This is a genomic window from Pseudomonas sp. MYb118, from assembly GCF_040947875.1.
GTDB lineage: Bacteria > Pseudomonadota > Gammaproteobacteria > Pseudomonadales > Pseudomonadaceae > Aquipseudomonas.
This window is the reverse complement of the sequence record NZ_JBFRXN010000002.1, coordinates 3,075,692-3,095,655: the sequence shown is the minus strand read 5'-3', so window position 1 is coordinate 3,095,655 and position 19,964 is coordinate 3,075,692. Positions and strand designations below refer to the sequence as shown.

The window sequence follows — 19,964 nt, the reverse complement described above, 5'->3', positions numbered from 1 at the left end:
GACAAATCTTGAACAAAGTGGTCGGCATTGTTCCAGCCATTGAGGGTTTTGGGAACAGGGTTGGGCTGGGCGGTCGGTTTGGGGTGGGATTGATTGCGGATTTGAGAATGCCATCGCGAGCAAGCTCGCTCCTACAGGTACGACGCCGTCCCCTGTAGGAGCGAGCTTGCTCGCGATGAACGATAACGCGGTTTCAGGCCTTAATGCCCATTCCCCGAATGCCCACCCGCATGCCCTGCTCCCTGGCCGGCCTCGCCCTGGCGGCCACCCGAGGCATCATGGCTGGCCTTGTCCGCTTCGACCCGGGCCTTCTGCGCCTCCTTGCCCAACTGATCGACCGCCGCCAGGTTGGCCTTGCGCACACTGTCGACAAAGCCCTGGAACGGCACATCGGTAACACCCACCAGGCCGAAATGCCCGTTCTCGCCGTCCAGCAGGCGCCCGGTCACCGGTTGATCGAGGTACTGGAACCAGTGCACGCCGACAATCGACGGCTCGCTCAGCGCCTGTTTGAGGAAGTTGGCGTAGGCCGGCCCGCGATCCTCTTCCTTGGCCAGTTGCGTCACGCCACCCCAGAACGGCCCGCGATCCGCCGAGCCGAAGTTGAATTCGGTAATCAGTACTGGCTTGTCGAGGCTGCGCAGGCTGGCGAAGTCATAGCCGTCCTGAGGCTTCAAGGTGTACATGTTGAAGCTCAGCACATCGCAATACTGCGCGCAGGACGCCACGGCTTCCGGGGTGCTGACGGCAAAACGGCCACCGAGCAGCAACTGGTTCGGCGCATGCCACTTGAGCGAGTCGGAGATGGTCTTGAAGTAGGTGTCGGCAAACACCTTCTGGAAATACTTGAAGTCGTTCTCGATTTCCGGGTGCTCGGCGCTCGGCAGCGGCGGTTCGAAACCGGGGTCCTCCATCAACTCCCACGCCGGCAGGTCAATGCCCCAGGCTTTGGACAGGCCCGCCTGGTTGCGGTACTTGTCGCGCAGTTGCTTGAGGAATGCCCGCTTGGCCGGCACGTCGGTGGTCAGTTTCAAGGTGCCATACGCCAGCGCATAGCGGGATTTCGGATCGTCGCCAGGCCCTGCCCAGGCCAGTTCGTTGTCGGCGAAGTAGCCGATCAGCCACGGATCGTCGCGATGATCCCGGGCGGCGATGGCCACGGCGCGCTCGGTGGCCATGGCAAACCGCGGATCGAACGGGTCGGGCATGCCGCCCCACCAGTCAGCGCCGGTGCTGATGCTGGCGTAGTCACCGACGATGGACAGCGGCAAGGTGTAGGGCACGCGGTCGGCGTCGCCGAGCACCGGGGCGCTCCAGTTGCCGATCGTGTTGAAACCCCAGGCTTGCAGGCGATCCAGGGCATGACTGGCCCAGCGTTGTTGGTCGATCACTGCGGTGCAGGGTTTCTGCTCGACCGCTTTGACCACGCTCGCATCTTCTGCAGCGGTCTTGGCGGCTTCGGCCACACCGGATTCAGTAGCGGACGGCACTACCGGCGGCTCGGCGGATTTTTCGCTGGCGGCCTGCACCGCATCGGCCTTGGCCGCCTCCGCGACACCGGCCTTGTTCTCGCTGAGCGGTGCGCAAGGGTTGCCGTACAGGCGTTGCAGGTTGGCGCCATAGAAGTCGTACCAGCGGCCGGCGTTGTAGCCACGCCCCTGGTCGGCGCCGTTGCCACCCCGGTTGTCGCCCTCGCCGTAGTGGCTGGCCAGGGGTTCGTCGGCCTTGGGCAGCGATTCGAACATCCACTCGCGGCCGGCCACGTAAGTCTGGTTGACATCCGGGGCGACGGTATTGACCCCCAGCGAGTAGAACGGATGCCCTTCAGGCGTCACCAGATACCAGCGACCGTCACGCTTTTCGCTGCGGAAGAAACCGCTGGCCTTGAAGGTCGGGCCCTGGGTCCAGCCGCCGAACTTGTCCAGCGCGGCCTTCTGGCGCTCGGCCAGCCAGTTTTTGCTTTGCTGCTGGTCCTTGGCGATGGCGCCCTTGAGTTGCTCGTCGTTGCTGACCTTTTCCGGCCATTTAGCCCGGGTCGATTGCCCGTAGGCATCCACCAGCCCACCGTAGGCTGCCTGGGTCACGGCCTCGCCATCCTGCACGCCAAAGCGCTCCAGCAGGATGCTCTGCGCCGCTTTCGGCTGATCCATCGACAGGCTCACCGACACCACCTGGCTGCGGTCCAGTTCCCCGGCGCTGCTGGCCAGCAATACGCGCTGGCCGTCCACGGTCATCGGCATGGGCGGGCCGGCCTTCATGCCCTGGCTCAGCGGCGTGCTCGGTTGCAGCGGCACCAGCAGCGTCTGCGCCGGGCCGGCTGGCAGGTCAACGCGGCTGACCAGGGTCTTGCCGTCGTTGCTCTGGATTTTCACGTAGAGGGTCACGGCCCAGTTCATCGCGCTCTGGATCCGCAGGCTCATCATCCCCGATTGCGACCAGTCCCAGGCACCGGTTTGCGGAGTCAGGCGCAGGGTCGGTTGCGCCACCGGATTGAACGTCACCCGGCGCAGCACTTCACCTTCCGGCGTCTGCTCGGCATTCGACTGCGGCAGGCTCGCGTCCTGCGTCGCCACCTGGACGACGTCGGCGGGGCGGACAAAGTTGAACAGCGTCTGCTGGCCGGCAGGTGCCGCCCAGACAGGGGCGGTGAAGAGCACGGCAAAAACAGCGGGCAACGAACGGCGGATCATAAGAACGGAGTTCTCCCTAACGACCAGCAAAGGCCTGTGGAAAAGCGATGGCAGAGAGATAGACAACACGGTGGGCAGATTTGCCCACCGGGTCTTCAGGAAATTTCACGACGGAAGGGCGGCAACGCATTGAGGATGGCTTTGCCGTAACGCTGGGTCACCAGGCGCCGGTCGAGCAAGGTGATGGTGCCGCGATCCTCTTCGGTACGCAGCAGGCGCCCGCAGGCCTGGACCAGCTTCAGCGAGGCGTCGGGCACGGAGATTTCCATGAACGGGTTGCCGCCCCGCGCCTCGATCCACTCGGACAACGCCGCCTCGACCGGATCGTCGGGCACCGAGAACGGAATCTTGGCGATGATCACGTGCTCGCAGTAGGCACCGGGCAAGTCGACCCCTTCGGCGAAACTCGCCAGGCCGAACAGCACGCTGGAGTCGCCACCGTCGACCCGTGCCTTGTGCTTGTTCAGGGTTTCCTGTTTCGACAGGTTGCCCTGGATGAACACCTGCTTGCGCCAGTCGCGGTCGAGGCCGTCGAACACGTCCTGCATCTGTTTGCGCGAGGAAAACAGCACCAGCGTGCCGCGCGAACCTTCAACCAGTTCCGGCAGATCGCGGATGATCGCCGCCGTGTGCGCCGCCGCGTCGCGCGGATCGGCGTTGAGGTTCGGCACCCGCAGCACACCGGCATCGGCGTGGTGGAAGGGGCTTGGGACCACGGCGGTCACGGCTTTTTTCGGCAGGCCGGCACGCATGCGGAAACGGTCGAAGGTGCCCAGTGCGGTCAGGGTCGCCGAGGTCACCAAGGCGCCATAGGCGACGTTCCACAGGTTGCGCCGCAGCATCTCCGCCGCGAGGATCGGGCTGGCGTTGACCTCGATGTCGAACAGCGAACCGCTTTCGGCCAGGGTCAGCCAACGGGCCATCGGCGGGTTGTCTTCCGGGTCTTCGACGGTGAAAGCGGTCCACAGCTCCCAGTTGCCCGACGAGCGCGACAACAGGCTGCCGAACAACGGATACCACTCTTCGGCCTGGTTGCTGGCGATGCCGATGTTGACCTCGCCGTCCATACCTTCCTTGAGCAGGTCGGTGAGCCTGGTGAACAGGTCGGTCAGGCGGGCGAAGCCCTTTTTCAGTTCCAGGCCCATTTCGCGCATATGTTCGGGGATCACCCCGCCGACGAAACGATGGCGTGGGCGCTCACGGCCCTCGACGTCTTCGCCGGGCTTGAAATCGGCGATCTGCTCGCAGGCGGTGAACATGAACTGCTGCTGGGTCTTGATCTCCCGCGCCAGCTCCGGCACTTGCTCGATCAGCTTGCCCAGATCACCCGGCAACGGGTGCTGGGCCAGCAGTTTGGTTAGGTTCTTGGCGGTGGTTTCCAGCCAGTCGGCGGTGGAACGCAGGCGCGTGTAATGGGCGAAGTGGCCGATGGCCTTGTCCGGCAGGTGGTGGCCTTCGTCGAACACATACACGGTGTCGCGCGGGTCCGGCAGGACGGCACCGCCGCCCAATGCCAGGTCGGCCAGGACCATGTCGTGGTTGGTGACGATCACGTCGACCTTGCCCATGCCTTCACGGGCCTTGTAGAAGGCGCACTGGCCGAAGTTGGGGCAGTGACGGTTGGTGCACTGGCTGTGATCGGTGGTCAGGCGCGCCCAGTCGGCGTCTTCCAGCGCGTTGGGCCAGCTGTCGCGGTCGCCGTCCCATTTATTGCCGGCGAGTTTTTCGATCATGCTGGTGAACAGCTTCTGGCTGGCCTCATCCACCTCGATCTTGAAGCCTTCTTCTTCGAACAGCTGCGCCGTGGCGGTTTGCGCGTGGCCTTCCTGCAACAGCATGTCGAGCTTGGACAGGCACATGTAGCGCCCACGCCCCTTGGCCAGGGCAAAGCTGAAATTCAGCCCGCTGTTGCGCATCAGGTCCGGCAGGTCCTTGTAGACGATCTGCTCCTGCAGGGCCACCGTTGCCGTGGCGATCACCAGGCGCTTGCCCGCCGCCTTGGCAGTCGGGATCGCCGCCAGGCTGTAGGCCACGGTCTTGCCGGTACCGGTGCCGGCTTCCACCGCGACAATCGCCGGTTCGCCACTGCGCCGGCCTTCGTCGTCGGTGTCGATATCACCCAGGACCTTGGCGACTTCGGCGATCATCAGGCGTTGGCCGTAACGCGGCTTGAGGCTCTTGGCTTCGAGAAAACGCGAGTAGGCGCCCTGGATCGTGGTTTTGAGTTCAGTGCTGATCATGAATTGTCGGGCGCAAAAAACGCTGGATAAATTTTCAGTGGTTTCAATCGGTCGCTATCATACCCCGCTAATCAATCCCGCGCAGAACGGAGTACCCGAATGACACCTTTTAGCCTGGTTTACACCCTGCATGTCCTGTCCGCCCTGGTCTGGGTCGGCGGCATGTTCTTCGCCTGGATGGTCCTGCGCCCCGCTGCCGTAAAGGCCCTGGAAGGCCCTGCCCGGCTGAAGCTGTGGGTAGAAGTGTTTCAAGGTTTTTTCCGCTGGGTCTGGATCGCGGTCGTACTGCTGCCGATCAGCGGCGTGGGCATGATCCATCTGCAATACAGCGGTTTCGAAGCGGCGCCGCGTTATGTCCAGATCATGATGGGCCTGTACCTGGTGATGACCGCGCTGTTCATCCGCATCCAGGCACTGATGCTGCCGGAGCTGCGCACTGCGGTCACCGCCGAGGACTGGCCGGCCGGGGCTGCGGTGCTGGGGAGGATTCGCCGGTTGGTGGGGATCAATTTGATGGTCGGATTGGCGCTGGTGGCAATTGCCGCGGCCAGACTGACGTTCTAACCCCTCCCCTTGCCCGCGATGGTGGCCGGGGCACCGTGGGGTGTCAGGTATCCCGCGTTATCGTTGACGACCATCGCGAGCAAGCTCGCTCCTACAGGGAATCGCGTCGATTTTGGTTTTCTGTAGGAGCGGACTTGTCCGCGATGGTGGCCGGGGCACCTTGGGGTGTCAGGTATCCAGCGTCATCGTTGACGACCATCGCGAGCAGGCTCGCTCCCACAGTGGGTCGCGTCGCATTTGGGATTTTGATTTTCTGTAGGAGCGGACTTGTCCGCGATGGTGGCCGGGGCACCGTGGGGTGTCAGGTATCCAGCGTCATCGTTGACGACCATCGCGAGCAAGCCCGCTCCCACAGGGAATTGTGTTGATCTCGTGGGAGCGAGCCTGCTCGCGATGAATGCCAGAACACTTCGGGGTGTCAGGTATCCACCGTCATCGTTGACGACCATCGCGAGCAGGCTCGCTCCCACAGGTAATTGCGTTGATCTTGTGGGAGCGAGCCTGCTCGCGATGAATGCCAGAACACCTCGGGGTGTCAGGTATCCCGCGTTATCGTTGACGACCATCGCGAGCAAGCCCGCTCCCACAGGTGGAGCAACAGATTTTGATCTAGCTTTTGATTTTGCTTTTGATCCACCCGCCCCTTCGGCAGGCTGAGTGGAGGCATTCATCCGGGGAATAGGCGCGCAGCGCCGTGCGGCGCAGCCGCACACATCGAGAGGAGGTGCAGCGAAGCAAACCGGAGGCGATGTCCCCGGATGGATGCCGGAGCGAAGGAACCCCGAGCATCAGCGAGGGGCCGTACGCTGGGGCGAGCGTTTTTTGCTTACTTTTTTAGGCGCTTGTAAAAAAGTGAGTCGCCGTAAGGGCGAAACCAGAAGCGGCCATGACCGCAACAATGGATATGTCCACAGTCGAATAACGCCATCGCGGGCAAGCCCGCTCCTACAGATTTACCCCTCCCAGACAGGTACAGCGCCCCCCGCGAATTACAACCGCTGCACCGTCACCGCCCCAGCGGCCCCAGCAGCCCCAGGTTGGCCATCAACCCCAGGCTTACCGCTCTTGCCACCATCAGCCTTGTAAATCAGGCAACCCTTGGCCTTGCCCCCGGCTCCCGGCTTGCCACCAGGACCCGCCAGGCCACCGGCCCCCCCCTCGACCCGAACCTTGATCTGCTCCGCCGGATAATCCTGCGGCAAGGCCAGACGCACCAACGCCCCCGGTGCCCCCGGCTGCCCATCGCTGCCGTTGCTGCCATCGGAACCGCGACCGGCCTGCCCCCACGTGCAGCCCGGCGCCTGACCATTGGCCCCATCGAGCCCGACAAACCCCGGCGCCCCGGTACCGCCACGGGCATCGACCGACAACAGCGGTGCCGTCAGCGCCTTGATCTGCAAATTAAGATTACGCCCCGCACGGGCCGCCTTCTGGTAGGTCCCCGGCGCACCGCGCGCCGTGATCTGGCTGCCCTCGGACAGCTCGGCACGATTGACCTTCAACTCCAGGGCATTTTCGCTGGGCACAATAGCGATTCGCGCCTCACGCCCCAGGTGCAACTCACCGACACTGACCTCGGTGACATTCGAAGGAATCAGCAACGTGCCGTAATCCGCCACTTCCAGGCGCTCGAGCTGCAAGGTGCTGGTGGCGTTGGGCAAGCGCATCAGCGAGTTGGTTTCGACGCTGACCACCTGGGCACAGGCGAACGGACTGATAAATGCAGCGAGCAGACAGAGTTTACGCATGGGAAGCCTTAGATTCGGCAGGAGCCGGAATGGTTTGCAGGTGGAAAACACCGAAAAGGAGAATCTTCAGACGATCACCCCAGGGATGGGGACGCCCGCGCAGGCTACGGAAACAGAAGACCGCCTCGAGAAGATGCAGGGCCGCCAGCAGGCCACCGGCCAGATTGACCAGCAAGTGCAGCGGATAGACGAATGGGATGATCGAATTGACCAGCACCACGGCCCAGAACACCAGGGTCAACAGCTTCCCCAGCCCCCAAAACACCTTCATAAGCGCCCCCGTTGAGAATTATTCTTTTACGCACAGTAACGGCTTCCACGCGGGATTAGCCAGAGGGCGAGGCAAAAATCTTCATGAAGATTGCGCAATGGCCGCCGAATCGTCTGCAGGAACGATCCGACGGCTCTGGCACAGGGCTCAGCGATTGAGGTGCAATTCCACGCGGCGATTTTTCGCCCGGCCCTCGTCCGTTTCGTTGTCGGCTACCGGTTCACTCTCGCCGCGACCTTCGCTGGTGATTTTCTCCGGGGCGATGTGCATGCCCAGCAGGTAGGCCGCCACACTGCTGGCTCGACGTTCCGACAGCGCCTGGTTATAGGCGTCCGAACCCTTGCTGTCGGTATGGCCGATGATTTTGATGGTTTTCACGTCCGGGCTTTGCAGCCTGGGCATGACTTGATCGAGCTGATCCTGGGCCGCCGGCGTCAGGTCGGATTTGTCGAAGGCGAACAGGACGGCGCCGGCATCACTCAAAGTGATGATTTCGACAGGGGCAGGCTCAACCGGTTTTTCGCTGACCGGATATTGCGGCAACGGGCAACCGCGATGATCGACAGGGGTATTGGCCGGCGTGTCGGGGCAACGATCGCGCCGATCGAACACGCCATCACTGTCTTCGTCGCCGTCCTGGGCATAGCAGATCAGGCCACCGGTCAGGATTCCAAGCGCCGCGCCACCGGCCGCCCATCCGCCACTTTCAATGGCGCCCAGGCCGCCACCGACCAGCCCGCCGATGACGCTGCAGATCGGCCAGGTTCGTTGGTTGAGGGGGGCAGTGCCATCACTGTGAGTAGCGCAACCGGTCAACAGGCTGCCCAGCAGCACAACCGGCAAGACGGTCCGAATGAGTACGCTCATATGGAAAGCTCCTGTGTTACCGGCCGATGCCGGCTACACAGGAGTAAAGACCCGCATCCGCGACTGCACAAGCCGCGGATGCGAGGGGTTTAGCGGTTGATCTTGATTTCGGTGCGACGGTTCTGCGCGCGACCTTCGGCAGTTTTGTTGTCGGCTACCGGCTGGCTTTCACCGGCACCGGTCACAGACACGAAGCTGCTGTTTGGTACGCCCTGCTCAACCAGGTAGTTGACCACCGAGTGAGCACGACGATCCGACAGTTTCTGGTTGTAGGCATCGCTGCCGACGCTGTCGGTGTGACCGGTTACGGTCAATTGCGCTTTTTCGTTTTCCTGTTTCAGGCGAGTCGCGACTTTATCCAGGACCTGTTTGTCGGTTGGGGTGAGCGTGGCTTTGTCGAACTGGAAGTGAACATCACGGATGACGATGGTTTCTTCCTTGACCACAACCACTTCTTCAACCACTGGCGCAGGCACAGGTGGTGGGCAGCCATCGGCATCGACTTTCACGCCACGCGGCGTGCCTGGGCACTTGTCGCGACTGTCCGGCACACCATCGCCGTCCTCGTCGCCATCACCGTGCACCCAGCAATAGGCCGCGGCGGTACCGCCGACCAACAGTGCGCCATAACCTGCCCAGGCCGAGCTCTCGGTCGCGCCGAGCCCCGCACCCACGACACCGCCGACCGCCGCACAGGTCGGCCAGTCGGTTTTCTGCAAACCTGCGCAACCAGTCAACACACTGGTTAGCAGAACCAAAGGTAGTGCTGTCCGAACTATGCTCATCTAGTTTTCTCCTGAAGGATCGGCTTGGAACCGATTCAGGGAGTAAAGACCCGAGTTTTAATCTCCGCCAGCAATAGGCCATTGCAGTTTCGTCCAGTATTCACGGCAGATCCTCACCTGTGGCGTCTGGCCGCTCTATATCTGGGCCTGCGGGCGCGCTAGTCTTGGCGTTCTGATTGAGGATCTTTGATGACTGCAGCTATTTCTTCGCGCACGCCGCAGCAGGCGCTGGCCGCTTTGCTCGATCGTTACGCGCCGCCGCGCCTGTTGCTGATCGGTGCCAGCGAGTTCCCCGCACTCGAGGCGTTCAAATCGGCACACCCGGACACCTGCGTCGCCCACGCCGCGCCCGGCCCGTTGCCCGCCGAGCTGGCGGCGCGTCGTTTCGACCTCGCGCTGGTGGTCGATTGCCTCGAACATTTGCCCAAGCGCGAAGGTCTGAACCTGCTGGGTGGCATTCGCAACCTCAACGCCAGCCGCCTCGCGGTGCTGGCGGACGTGCCGGCCAGCGGCTGGCAGGAAACCGATTTTTTCTCCCTGGCCCTGCAAGCCAGCGAACGTTTCCAGCGTGACGAACAGGTGCTGACCCTGTTCACCTACGATCTGCTTGACTACAAACAAGTCCCCGACTGGCTCAACTCACGCTTCTGGGCCAATCCGGAAAACTTCGGGAAATACTGGTGGTAACGCAATGAGTACATCCATCTGCCCCTGCGGTAGCGGCACCCTGCTCGACGCCTGCTGCGGCCACTTCCACGCCGGCCACCCGGCCCCGTGCGCCGAAGCCCTGATGCGTTCGCGCTACAGCGCCTATGTCCTGGGCCTGGTCGATTACCTGGTGGCGACCACCCTGCCCGCGCAACAGGCCGGGCTGGACCGGCAATCCATCAGCGACTGGAGCGCGCAAAGCACCTGGCTGGGCCTTGAAGTGGAAAGCTCCGAGGTCTTTGGCGGCCAACCGGAACACGCCTTCGTGACCTTCACCGCGCGCTGGCATGACGGCAGCGGCGAGCACAGCCACCGCGAGCGTTCCTCGTTCGTGCAAAACGCCGGTCGCTGGTATTTCATCGACCCCACCGTGGCACTCAAGGCCGGTCGCAACGATGCCTGCCCGTGCGCCAGCGGGCAGAAGTTCAAGAAATGCTGCGCGGGGTATTTCGCCAGTTGAGATGATCCGCGACGGGCTAGACTGGGGGTCAAGGGAGAAATGCCACCATGATCAGTCGTCGGTTCGCCCAGTTCCTCTTCGCTCTGCCCCTGATACTGGGGCTCGGCGGCTGTGCGTCGTGGTTCAGCGACGACACGCCGGACCCAGCCGTGCACCTGGTCAAGGTCGAAGTGGTCCAGGCCAAGTTGATGCAGCAACGCTTCGAGCTGTACTTCCGGGTGGACAACCCCGCCGACAGCGACCTGACCGTACGAGGCCTCGAATACCGGATTCACCTGGGCAACATCCTGCTGGCCGAAGGTGAGCATGAACACTGGTTTACCGTAGAGCCCAAGCGCAGCGGTTTTTTCAAGGTACCGATCCGCACCAACCTGTGGCCCAAGGTGCGCGAGCTGGTGAAACTGCTGGAGAAATCCGACCAACCCATTCCCTATCGGCTGGAAGGTGAGCTGGAAACCGGTTTATTCATCGCACACTACGTGCACCTGGCGCGCAATGGCGTGATAATCCCCGCCGATTTAATTCCGGAGCACACCCGATGACCCAGCAACCCCACGTCCACGGCCCTGATTGCAACCACGATCATGACCATCACCATGATCACGACCATGGCCACGTCCACGGCCCGCATTGCAACCACGGCCCCCAGGAGCCGGTGCGCAACGCCCTGAAAGATGTCGGCCGCAACGACCCTTGCCCGTGCGGCAATGGCAAGAAATTCAAGAAGTGCCACGGGGCTTGATCCTTCGGGCTGAGAATTGCTTCGCCGGTTAGACCGCTATCGCGGGCAAGTCCGCTCCCACAGTGATTGGTGGTGTACATAAAGTCTGTATCAACACCGTACCCTGTGGGAGCGAGCCTGCTCGCGATGGGGCCCTGACAGCCACCACCCCATTCAGACTCCTGCCAAAATCTGCGCCGCCCCCACCACCGTCGCATACTCCCCCTGCAAATTCCCCAACGACATCGCATGCACTTCCTCGGCACTGCGCATCTGGCCGAAGTAATCCGCCTTGTCGAAGGTAAAGCACGCATCCTCGGCCACCCACGCGTCGAACCCCAGGTTCCCGGCCGTTCGCGCCGTGGATTCCACCGAGTTGTTCGTCGCCACGCCGACGATGACCAATTGCTCGATCCCCGCCTCGCGTAAACGAGCCTCCAGCCCGGTGGCACAAAACGCATCCGGCACCTGCTTCTGGATCAGTTGCTCACCGGCCCGTGGCGCAAAGCGCGGCTGAAACTCCACCCCGGACTGCTGCGGCCAGAACACCGAGTCGGGCGAGCGCGACAGGTGCTGCACATGAAACAACGGCCGCCCGCTGCGCCGCCAGGCGCCGAGCAGTTCGAGCATGCGTTCTTCCGCCTGTGGATTGTTACGCCGCCCCAGCCTCGGCTCCAGGATGCCTTTCTGCTGATCAATGATGATCAGTGCCGCGTTGCTCTTGAGCTGCATGCCATTTTTCCCGCGCAAGACCAGTGAATTTCCCGCACTTGAGCATCAACCCCTGCCACAGGCAAGCATTCGTCCGACAAATCCATAAATAACCCGCTGCCCCGCTTGCGCGGGCACCGCGTGCTCACTAACGTAGCGCCTTTACTGACGCCACCCCCGCAGGAGCCTCGCCATGGCCTCGCCAGCCCTCACACAATTTCTTCCCCGGTTCGGCGTTGCCGCAGCAGTGGCCGGTGTTCTGGGCCTGAGCGGCTGTCAGACCTTCAATGCCCAGGACAGCCTGGTACCGACCGTCGGCGTGCAGCCAATCAAGGGGTTGGCGCAGAACGTTTCGGTGCGACGCAATGCCATGGGCATGCCGCTGATCGAAAGCAGCAGCTTCCACGACGCGCTGTTCACCCTGGGTTACGTGCACGCCAGCGATCGCATCACCCAGATGGTCACCCTGCGCCTGCTGGCCCAGGGCCGTCTGGCCGAGATGTCCGGTGCCGAGATGCTTGATGTCGACCGCTACATGCGCGCCGTCAACCTGAAGAAAAGCGCGGACGAGCTGTACAAGACGTCCTCGCCTCGGCTCAAGCGCTTCTTTGAGGTCTACGCCCGCGGGGTCAACGCCTACCTGTTCCGCTACCGCGACAAGTTGCCGGCCGATCTCGCCGCCACCGGCTACAAGCCCGAATACTGGAAACCTGAAGATTCGGCGCTGATGTTCTGCCTGCTGAACTTCAGCCAGTCGGCGAACCTGCCCGAGGAAATCGCCTCGCTGGTCCTCGCCCAGACCGTCACCACCGACAAATTGCCGTGGCTGACGCCGTCCGCCGCCGATGAAAAACTGCCGGAAGCCGAGGCGGAAAAACTCCAGGGGATCAAGCTCAACGGCACGATCCCGGGTCTCGCCGATGTCGGCAAAGCTACCGCGCAACTGTCCGAACTGAATGTGCTGAGCGCCGCGTCTTCGAACAACTGGGCCATCGCGCCGCAACGCAGCCGCAGCGGCAAGAGCCTGCTGGCCAGCGACAGCCACGGGCCGCTGGGCGTGCCGTCGATGTTCAGCTACGTGCAGATCCGCGCGCCGAAGTATCAGGCGTCCGGCGTCACCCTCGCCGGTCTGCCAATGGTCTTGGGCGGTTTCAACGGCAAGGTGGCCTGGAGTACCGCGTCGGTCATGGGCGACAACCAGGACCTGTTCCTGGAAAAGATCCGCCGCCAAGGCAACGGCCTGACCTATGAAGCCAGCGGCAAATGGCAGCCGGTGATCGTGCGCAACGAAACCTATTTCGTCAAAGGCCAGCGGCCGATTCGCGAGGCGGTGTACGAAACCCGCCACGGGCCGCTGCTCAACAGTGCCCAGGGCACCGCGCTGGGCAACGGCTTCGGCCTGGCCTTGCAGACGCCGAGCTTTGCCGATGACAAATCCCTGGACGCGTTTTTCGACCTGTCCCGGGCGCAGAACGTCGAGCGTGCGTCGGACGCCAGCCGGGAGATCCGCGCGATCACCCTCAACCTGATTTTCGCCGACGCCAGCAACATTGGCTGGCAGGTCACCGGTCGTTACCCGAACCGTCGCGAAGGCGAAGGCCTGCTGCCCTCGCCCGGCTGGGACGGTCGCTACGATTGGGACGGTTACGCCGACCCGATGCTGCACCCCTACGATCAGGACCCGGCCCAGGGCTGGCTCGGCACCGCCAACCAGCGCGTGATCCCCCACGGCTATGGCATGCAGTTGTCCAATTCGTGGGCCGCTCCCGAGCGTGGCGAGCGCCTGGCCGAACTGGCCGGCGCCGGCAAGCATGACGGTCGCAGCGTGATCGCCATGCAGTACGACCAGACCACCACCTTCGCGGCCAAACTCAAACAGATGTTCAGCGCGCCGGGCATGGCCCAGCCACTGAAACAGGCCATCGAGGCCTTGCCTGAAGCCGATCGCGGCAAGGCCCGCGAAGCGCTGAGCCGGCTGATGGCGTTCGACGGCAAGCTCGCGCCGACCTCCGCCGATGCGGCGATCTACGCCTTGTTCCTGCAGGAAAGCGCCAAGCAGATTTTCCTCGACGAACTGGGCCCGCAAAGCAGCCCGACGTGGAAAGCCTTTATCGCCAATGGCAAGTTGTCCTACGCCGCGCAAGCCGATCACCTGCTCGGCCGCGAAGACAGCCCGTTCTGGGATGACGCACGCACCCCGCAGAAAGAAGACAAGCCGGCGATTCTTGCCCGCAGCCTGGCGGCGGCAATCACCGCCGGTGACAGCCTGCTGGGTGGCGATCACCGGGCCTGGCAGTGGGGCAAGCTGCACCGCTACGAATGGAAAAACACCGAGGGCCGGACCGTGCGCGGACCACTGGCCGCCGGCGGCGATCAAACCACGCTGAACATGGCCGCGTTCGCCTGGGGCGAGGACTTCAACACCACGCTGGCGCCGGCCATGCGCTTTATCGTCGATTTCGGCCAGGCCGAACCGCTGATGGGCCAGAACGGCACCGGCCAGTCCGGCAACCCGGCCAGCCCGCATTACCTCGATAGCGTGGATCCGTGGCTCAAGGGGCAGTACATGAGCCTGCCGATGCAGTCGCAGAACTACGACAAGGTATACGGGACCAAGCGGTTGACGTTGACGCCTGGGAAATAAGCCTCAACAGCTCCGCTCCCCCCTGTGGGAGCGGGCTTGCTCGCGAAGGCGGTGTGTCATTCAGCAATTTCATCGACTGACACACTGCTTTCGCGAGCAAGCCCGCTCCCACAGTTGGGGACATTTCCTTCAGTTGGATCTCCTCCAACTCCAAAATCCTGATAGAACTTCCCGCCCCGCGCCCACCTCTTAGCTAACAAGTCTTCCATTGTGATCACGCCATGGACCTTGTCATCGCACGTCCTGAAGGTTTGTACTGCCCGGCCGGGGATTTCTACATCGACCCGTGGCGGCCGGTCGAGCGTTCGGTCATCACCCATGCCCACGGCGACCACGCCCGCAGCGGCAATCAGCACTACCTGGCCGCGGCACCCGGCGAGGGCATCCTGCGTGCGCGCCTGGGCCAGGACATCAACCTGCAAACCCTGGCCTATGGCGAACGCTTGCAGCATCACGGCGTTACCCTGAGTTTTCATCCCGCCGGCCATGTACTCGGTTCGGCCCAGGTGCGCCTGGAATACGGCGGCGAAGTGTGGGTGGCCTCGGGGGATTACAAGATCGAACCCGATGGCACCTGCGCCCCGTTCGAACCCGTGCGCTGCCACACCTTCATCACCGAATCGACCTTCGGCCTGCCGATCTATCGCTGGCAGCCCCAGGCCGAGGTCTTCGCCGAGATCAATCAGTGGTGGCAAGCCAATGCCGCCGAGGACAAGGCCAGCGTGCTGTTCTGCTATTCGTTCGGCAAGGCACAGCGAATTCTGCACGGCATCGACGCCAGCCTCGGTCCCATCCTGGTGCACGGTGCCGTCGAACCACTGAACCGGGTCTATCGCGAAGGCGGAATCCATATCCCGTCCACTCTGTACGCCGGCGAGGTGCAAAAGTCCGACCCGCGCATGCGCAAGGCCCTGGTGTTGGCGCCCCCTTCGGCGGGTGGCAGTACCTGGATGCGCCGCTTCGGCGACTACAGTGATGCTTTTGCCAGCGGCTGGATGCGCCTGCGCGGCACGCGACGCCGGCGCGGCGTGGATCGCGGTTTCGTGTTATCCGACCACGCCGACTGGCCCGGCCTGCTATGGGCCATCGAGCAGACCGGCGCCGAGCGGGTCATGGTGACCCATGGCTCGATTGGTGTGCTCGTGCGTCATTTGCGCGAACAGGGTCTCGACGCCCAGGGGTTCAACACCGAATACGGCGACGATGAAGAAGAACAGACAGAGGTACCGTCATGAAGGCCTTTGCCGAGTTGTATGCAGACCTTGATGCCACCACCTCGAGCAACGCGAAGCTGGCAGCGATGCAACGCTACTTCGCCCAGGCCGCGCCGGAGGATGCGGCTTGGGCGGTGTACTTTCTGTCCGGCGGGAGGCCTCGGCAACTGGTGCCGGTGCGCATCCTGCGTGAGCTGGCCGTGGCGTATTCCGGTCTGTCGCCGTGGCTGTTCGAAGAGAGTTACCAGGCAGTCGGCGATCTGGCGGAAACCATCTCGCTGGTCCTGCCCGAAACGTCCCACAGCTCCACCGACGGACTGGCGGTATGGATCGAAGACAAGCTGCTGCCACTTCGCGGCGAAACCCCGGAGATACTCGCCGACCGCCTGCCCGCGCTGTGGTCGCAACTGGATCGCCCGAGCCTGATGCTGTGCATCAAACTCATCACCGGCAGTTTCCGCGTCGGCGTGTCCAAGTTGCTGGTGACCCGTGCACTGGCGGCGATGGCTGAACTGGACAGCAAACGCGTGGCCCAGCGGCTGGTGGGCTACACCGACCTGTCCAACCGTCCGAGCGCGGCCAGTTACCTGAAGCTGATCGCCGCCGAATCCAGCGATGAACATGCCCAGCGCGGCGGCCAGCCTTATCCGTTTTTTCTCGCCCATGCGCTGTCGCAACCGGTGGAACAGTTCGAAAGCCTGCTGGGACCGGCCAGCCAGTGGCAGGTGGAATGGAAGTGGGATGGCATCCGCGCCCAGGTGGTCAAGCGCGAAGGCAGGCTGTGGGTGTGGTCGCGCGGTGAAGAGCTGGTGACCGAGCGTTTTCCCGAGTTCGACAGCCTGATTCACGGCCTGCCCGACGGGACGGTGATCGACGGCGAGATCGTCGCCTGGAAGACGGCGCAGCCGAGCACCGAAGACGCATTCGATCCAAGGGCGTCGACAGCACCTGCCGTGCAGCCGTTCGCCCTGCTGCAACAGCGCATCGGTCGCAAGACCCTGGGCAAGAAAATCCTCGAGGATGTGCCGGTGGTGATCCTCGCCTACGACTTGCTGGAGTGGCAGGGCGAAGACTGGCGCAACCAGCCGCAAGCCAAACGCCGCGCGCAACTGGAGCAAGTCATCGCCCGCTGCAACAACCCGGTGCTGCTGCCCTCCCCCGTACTCACAGGCGAAGACTGGTTCGACCTCGCCCGCCAGCGCGAAGCGTCCCGCAGCCTTGGCGTCGAGGGCATGATGCTCAAGGCTCGCGATGCCTTGTATGGCGTGGGCCGCACCAAAGACATGGGCACCTGGTGGAAATGGAAAGTCGACCCGTTCAGCGTCGACGCGGTGCTGATCTATGCCCAGCGCGGGCATGGACGCCGGGCCAGCCTCTACAGCGACTACACCTTCGCCGTGTGGGACGCTCCGCCCGGCGCCAGCGAACGTAACCTGGTGCCTTTTGCCAAGGCCTATTCGGGCCTGACCGACGCGGAAATGCGCCAGGTCGACAGCATCGTGCGCAAGACCACCGTCGAGAAGTTCGGCCCGGTCAGCAGCGTGAAACCCAGCCTGGTGTTCGAACTGGGTTTCGAAGGCATCGCCCTGTCCAAGCGCCACAAGAGCGGCATCGCCGTACGCTTCCCGCGCATGCTGCGCTGGCGGCAGGACAAGACCGTCGACGAGGCCGATAACCTGGGGACGTTGCAGGATTTGTTGGCCTGAATGGCCCTGCACTAATGCATTCAAAAACCTGTGGGATTACACAACCTGTGGGAGCGAGCCTGCTCGCGATGGGTCGTCAGACAGACCGCGTCATCGTTGACGATCATCGCGAGCAGGCTCGCTCCCACAGTGAGTGAATTGCACAGGTCCAGCGTTCCCGAAATCCCAAAACAGTGCACCCTATTCACGATGCCCATTTTCGTGCACTAATCGCTTCCGGTAATTTCTTGAAACCCGTTTAAACGCTTGTTCGGCACTCTGGTTCGGAAATTGCTACTTTCATTACGTCTTACGCTTACCAGTAACAATAATTCTGCGCCACAAGCGCTCATATTGGTTCTTAGGGATTGAATAATGAAAAAAGCATTGCTGACCCTGTCTGCACTGGCGTTGTGCGTTACTGCTGGCTCCGCGCTGGCCAAGGAATACAAGGAATTGCGTTTCGGTGTTGACCCTTCCTACGCGCCATTCGAGTCGAAAGCGGCCGACGGCAACCTGGTGGGCTTCGATATCGACCTGGGGAACGCGATCTGCGCCGAGCTGAAGGTCAAGTGCAAGTGGGTCGAAAGCGATTTCGACGGCATGATTCCCGGCCTCAAGGCCAACAAATTCGACGGCGTGATCTCGTCGATGACCGTCACCCCGGCCCGCGAAAAAGTCATCGACTTCTCCAGCGAACTGTTCTCCGGCCCGACCGCCCTGGTGTTCAAAAAGGGTGCAAACATCACCGCGGACGTCGCTTCGCTCAAGGGTAAAACCGTCGGCTACGAGCAAGGCACCATCCAGGAAGCCTATGCCAAAGCCGTGCTGGACAAGGCTGGCGTGAAAACCCAGGCCTATCAGAACCAGGACCAGGTGTACGCCGACCTGACTTCCGGCCGCCTCGACGCCGGGATCCAGGACATGCTGCAAGCCGAACTGGGCTTCCTGAAGTCCCCGCAAGGTGCTGACTACGCAGTCAGCGAGCCGGTGGACAGCGAACTGCTGCCTTCCAAAACCGCTGTCGGCATTAAGAAAGGTAACACCGAGCTGAAGGCGCTTTTGGATAAAGGTATCAAAGCGTTACACGATGATGGCACCTACGCCACCATTCAGAAGAAACACTTTGGCGATCTGAACCTGTACAGCGGCAAATAATGCCTGGGCGCCCATCTCGCGATGGGCGCTTTTTTCTTCCGATCAGGTTGCTGATTTATGTTCGAAAACCTCTTACAAAGTCTGGGGCTCTCTGCCTTCAGCCTCAAGGGCTTCGGTCCTTTGCTGATGGAAGGCACCTGGATGACCATCAAATTGTCAGCGGCCTCGCTGCTGGTGGCCGTGTTGCTCGGCCTGCTCGGCGCCAGTGCCAAGCTGTCAAAAGTCAAACTGCTGCGCTTGCCTGCCCAGTGCTACACCACGCTGATTCGTGGCGTTCCGGACCTGGTCCTGATGCTGCTGATCTTCTACAGCCTGCAAACCTGGCTGACCTCCTTCACCGATTACATGGAATGGGAATACATCGAAATCAACCCATTCAGCGCCGGGGTCCTGACCCTGGGCTTCATCTATGGCGCGTATTTCACCGAGACCTTTCGTGGCGCGATCCTCGCCGTCCCACGGGGCCAGGTCGAAGCGGCCATCGCCTACGGGCTCAAACGCGGCCAGCGTTTCTGGATCGTGGTGTTCCCGCAGATGATGCGCTACGCCCTGCCGGGCATCGGCAATAACTGGATGGTGATGCTCAAGGCCACCGCGCTGGTGTCGATCATCGGCCTGGCCGACCTGGTCAAGGCCGCGCAGGATGCCGGCAAGAGCAGCTACCAACTGTTCTACTTCCTGGTCCTGGCCGCCCTGATTTACCTGGTGATCACCAGTGTTTCGAACTTCATTCTGCGTTGGCTGGAACGTCGCTACGCCGCCGGCACACGGGAGGCCGTACGATGATCGAACTCCTGCAGGAATACTGGCGACCCTTCCTTTATAGCGACGGCCAGAACATCACCGGCCTGGCCATGACCCTGTGGCTGCTCAGCGCGTCGATTTTCTTCGGCTTCATCGTCTCGATTCCGCTGTCCATCGCCCGGGTATCCAGCCACTTCTACATCCGCTGGCCGGTGCAGTTCTACACCTACCTGTTCCGCGGCACGCCGCTCTACATTCAGTTGCTGATCTGCTACACCGGCATCTACAGCCTGGCCGCCGTGCGCGAGCAACCCTTGCTCGACAGCTTCTTTCGCGATGCGATGAACTGCACCATCCTCGCCTTTGCCCTGAACACCTGCGCCTACACCACGGAGATCTTCGCCGGGGCGATCCGCAGCATGAACCACGGCGAAGTCGAAGCGGCCAAGGCATATGGGCTGACCGGTTGGAAGTTGTACGCCTACGTGATCATGCCGTCGGCGCTGCGCCGTTCGTTGCCGTATTACAGCAACGAAGTGATCCTGATGCTGCACTCGACCACCGTGGCCTTCACCGCGACCATCCCGGACATTCTCAAGGTCGCGCGGGACGCCAACTCGGCGACCTTCCTGACCTTCCAGTCGTTCGGCATCGCCGCGCTGATCTACCTGGCTATCACCTTTACGCTGGTCGGCCTGTTCCGCCTCGCCGAACGCCGATGGCTGGCCTTTCTCGGGCCGACCCACTAGGAACC

At 62.5% G+C, this 19,964-nt stretch carries 18 protein-coding genes; 11 read left to right on the top strand and 7 right to left on the bottom strand.

Annotated elements, in window-relative coordinates; all coding sequences use genetic code 11:
* Positions 1-200: 200 nt before the first annotated feature.
* Together ABVN20_RS19950 and dinG are read right to left on the bottom strand one after the other, a co-directional pair.
* Complete coding sequence (locus tag ABVN20_RS19950) at positions 201-2,690, bottom strand: beta-agarase (protein ID WP_368557407.1); 2,490 nt, start codon at positions 2,688-2,690, stop codon at positions 201-203.
* 95 nt (positions 2,691-2,785) lie between these two features.
* Positions 2,786-4,930 (bottom strand): ATP-dependent DNA helicase DinG, encoded by a 2,145-nt coding sequence (dinG, locus tag ABVN20_RS19945; protein ID WP_368557406.1) that lies wholly within the window; start codon positions 4,928-4,930, stop codon positions 2,786-2,788.
* Between the two features lie 99 nt (positions 4,931-5,029).
* Between dinG and ABVN20_RS19940 the strand changes: the two genes are divergently transcribed.
* Positions 5,030-5,494, top strand: coding sequence for a DUF2269 family protein (locus ABVN20_RS19940; protein ID WP_368557405.1), 465 nt, complete (start codon positions 5,030-5,032; stop codon positions 5,492-5,494).
* A 989-nt stretch (positions 5,495-6,483) separates the two neighbouring features.
* Here ABVN20_RS19940 and ABVN20_RS19935 read toward each other — a convergent pair.
* The 4 genes from ABVN20_RS19935 to ABVN20_RS19920 all read right to left on the bottom strand — a co-directional run bounded on the left by ABVN20_RS19935 (position 6,484) and on the right by ABVN20_RS19920 (position 9,165).
* The gene (locus ABVN20_RS19935) at positions 6,484-7,242 is read right to left on the bottom strand and encodes a collagen-like protein (protein ID WP_368557404.1); all 759 of its coding nucleotides are present in this window, start codon (positions 7,240-7,242) and stop codon (positions 6,484-6,486) included.
* Entirely contained in the window at positions 7,235-7,513 is a 279-nt protein-coding gene (locus tag ABVN20_RS19930; RefSeq protein WP_368557403.1) for a DUF1145 domain-containing protein, read from the bottom strand. Before ABVN20_RS19930 ends, ABVN20_RS19935 begins: the two co-directional genes overlap by 8 nt.
* Positions 7,514-7,660: 147 nt before the next feature.
* A complete protein-coding gene (locus tag ABVN20_RS19925) occupies positions 7,661-8,380 on the bottom strand; it encodes an OmpA family protein (protein WP_368557402.1) in 720 nt (239 codons plus the stop codon).
* A gap of 89 nt (positions 8,381-8,469) precedes the next feature.
* On the bottom strand, positions 8,470-9,165 hold the full coding sequence (locus tag ABVN20_RS19920; RefSeq protein ID WP_368557401.1) for an OmpA family protein: 696 nt from the start codon (positions 9,163-9,165) through the stop codon (positions 8,470-8,472).
* 189 nt (positions 9,166-9,354) lie between these two features.
* Between ABVN20_RS19920 and ABVN20_RS19915 the strand changes: the two genes are divergently transcribed.
* Genes ABVN20_RS19915 through ABVN20_RS19900 form a run of 4 tightly spaced genes read left to right on the top strand, consistent with a single transcriptional unit; the run spans position 9,355 to position 11,075 of the window.
* On the top strand, positions 9,355-9,852 hold the full coding sequence (locus ABVN20_RS19915) for a DUF6231 family protein (protein ID WP_368557400.1): 498 nt from the start codon (positions 9,355-9,357) through the stop codon (positions 9,850-9,852).
* 4 nt (positions 9,853-9,856) lie between these two features.
* Entirely contained in the window at positions 9,857-10,333 is a 477-nt protein-coding gene (locus ABVN20_RS19910) for a YchJ family protein (RefSeq protein ID WP_368557399.1), read from the top strand.
* Between the two features lie 47 nt (positions 10,334-10,380).
* Positions 10,381-10,875 (top strand): LEA type 2 family protein, encoded by a 495-nt coding sequence (locus ABVN20_RS19905; protein WP_368557398.1) that lies wholly within the window; start codon positions 10,381-10,383, stop codon positions 10,873-10,875.
* On the top strand, positions 10,872-11,075 hold the full coding sequence (locus ABVN20_RS19900; protein ID WP_368557397.1) for an SEC-C metal-binding domain-containing protein: 204 nt from the start codon (positions 10,872-10,874) through the stop codon (positions 11,073-11,075). Before ABVN20_RS19905 ends, ABVN20_RS19900 begins: the two co-directional genes overlap by 4 nt.
* 153 nt (positions 11,076-11,228) lie before the next feature.
* Here the strand turns inward: ABVN20_RS19900 and ABVN20_RS19895 are convergent, their stop codons facing one another.
* Complete coding sequence (locus ABVN20_RS19895; protein WP_368557396.1) at positions 11,229-11,786, bottom strand: cysteine hydrolase family protein; 558 nt, start codon at positions 11,784-11,786, stop codon at positions 11,229-11,231.
* Positions 11,787-11,958: 172 nt separating this feature from the next.
* Between ABVN20_RS19895 and ABVN20_RS19890 the strand changes: the two genes are divergently transcribed.
* The 6 genes from ABVN20_RS19890 (at position 11,959) to ABVN20_RS19865 (ending at position 19,959) form a co-directional block, all read left to right on the top strand.
* Positions 11,959-14,409, top strand: a complete 2,451-nt coding sequence (locus ABVN20_RS19890; RefSeq protein ID WP_368557395.1) for a penicillin acylase family protein — start codon at positions 11,959-11,961, stop codon at positions 14,407-14,409.
* Positions 14,410-14,630: 221 nt separating this feature from the next.
* Positions 14,631-15,644 carry a ligase-associated DNA damage response exonuclease gene (locus ABVN20_RS19885; RefSeq protein ID WP_368557394.1) on the top strand — a complete coding sequence of 338 codons (1,014 nt, stop codon included), beginning with the start codon at positions 14,631-14,633 and terminating at the stop codon, positions 15,642-15,644.
* Complete coding sequence (locus tag ABVN20_RS19880) at positions 15,641-17,329, top strand: ATP-dependent DNA ligase (protein WP_368557393.1); 1,689 nt, start codon at positions 15,641-15,643, stop codon at positions 17,327-17,329. The genes ABVN20_RS19885 and ABVN20_RS19880 overlap by 4 nt, the downstream gene beginning before the upstream one ends.
* Before the next feature lie 354 nt (positions 17,330-17,683).
* The gene (locus ABVN20_RS19875) at positions 17,684-18,466 is read left to right on the top strand and encodes a transporter substrate-binding domain-containing protein (RefSeq protein ID WP_368557392.1); all 783 of its coding nucleotides are present in this window, start codon (positions 17,684-17,686) and stop codon (positions 18,464-18,466) included.
* A 57-nt stretch (positions 18,467-18,523) separates the two neighbouring features.
* Positions 18,524-19,252 carry an ABC transporter permease gene (locus ABVN20_RS19870; RefSeq protein ID WP_368557391.1) on the top strand — a complete coding sequence of 243 codons (729 nt, stop codon included), beginning with the start codon at positions 18,524-18,526 and terminating at the stop codon, positions 19,250-19,252.
* Positions 19,249-19,959 carry an ABC transporter permease gene (locus tag ABVN20_RS19865; RefSeq protein WP_368557390.1) on the top strand — a complete coding sequence of 237 codons (711 nt, stop codon included), beginning with the start codon at positions 19,249-19,251 and terminating at the stop codon, positions 19,957-19,959. The genes ABVN20_RS19870 and ABVN20_RS19865 overlap by 4 nt, the downstream gene beginning before the upstream one ends.
* Positions 19,960-19,964: the final 5 nt, after the last annotated feature.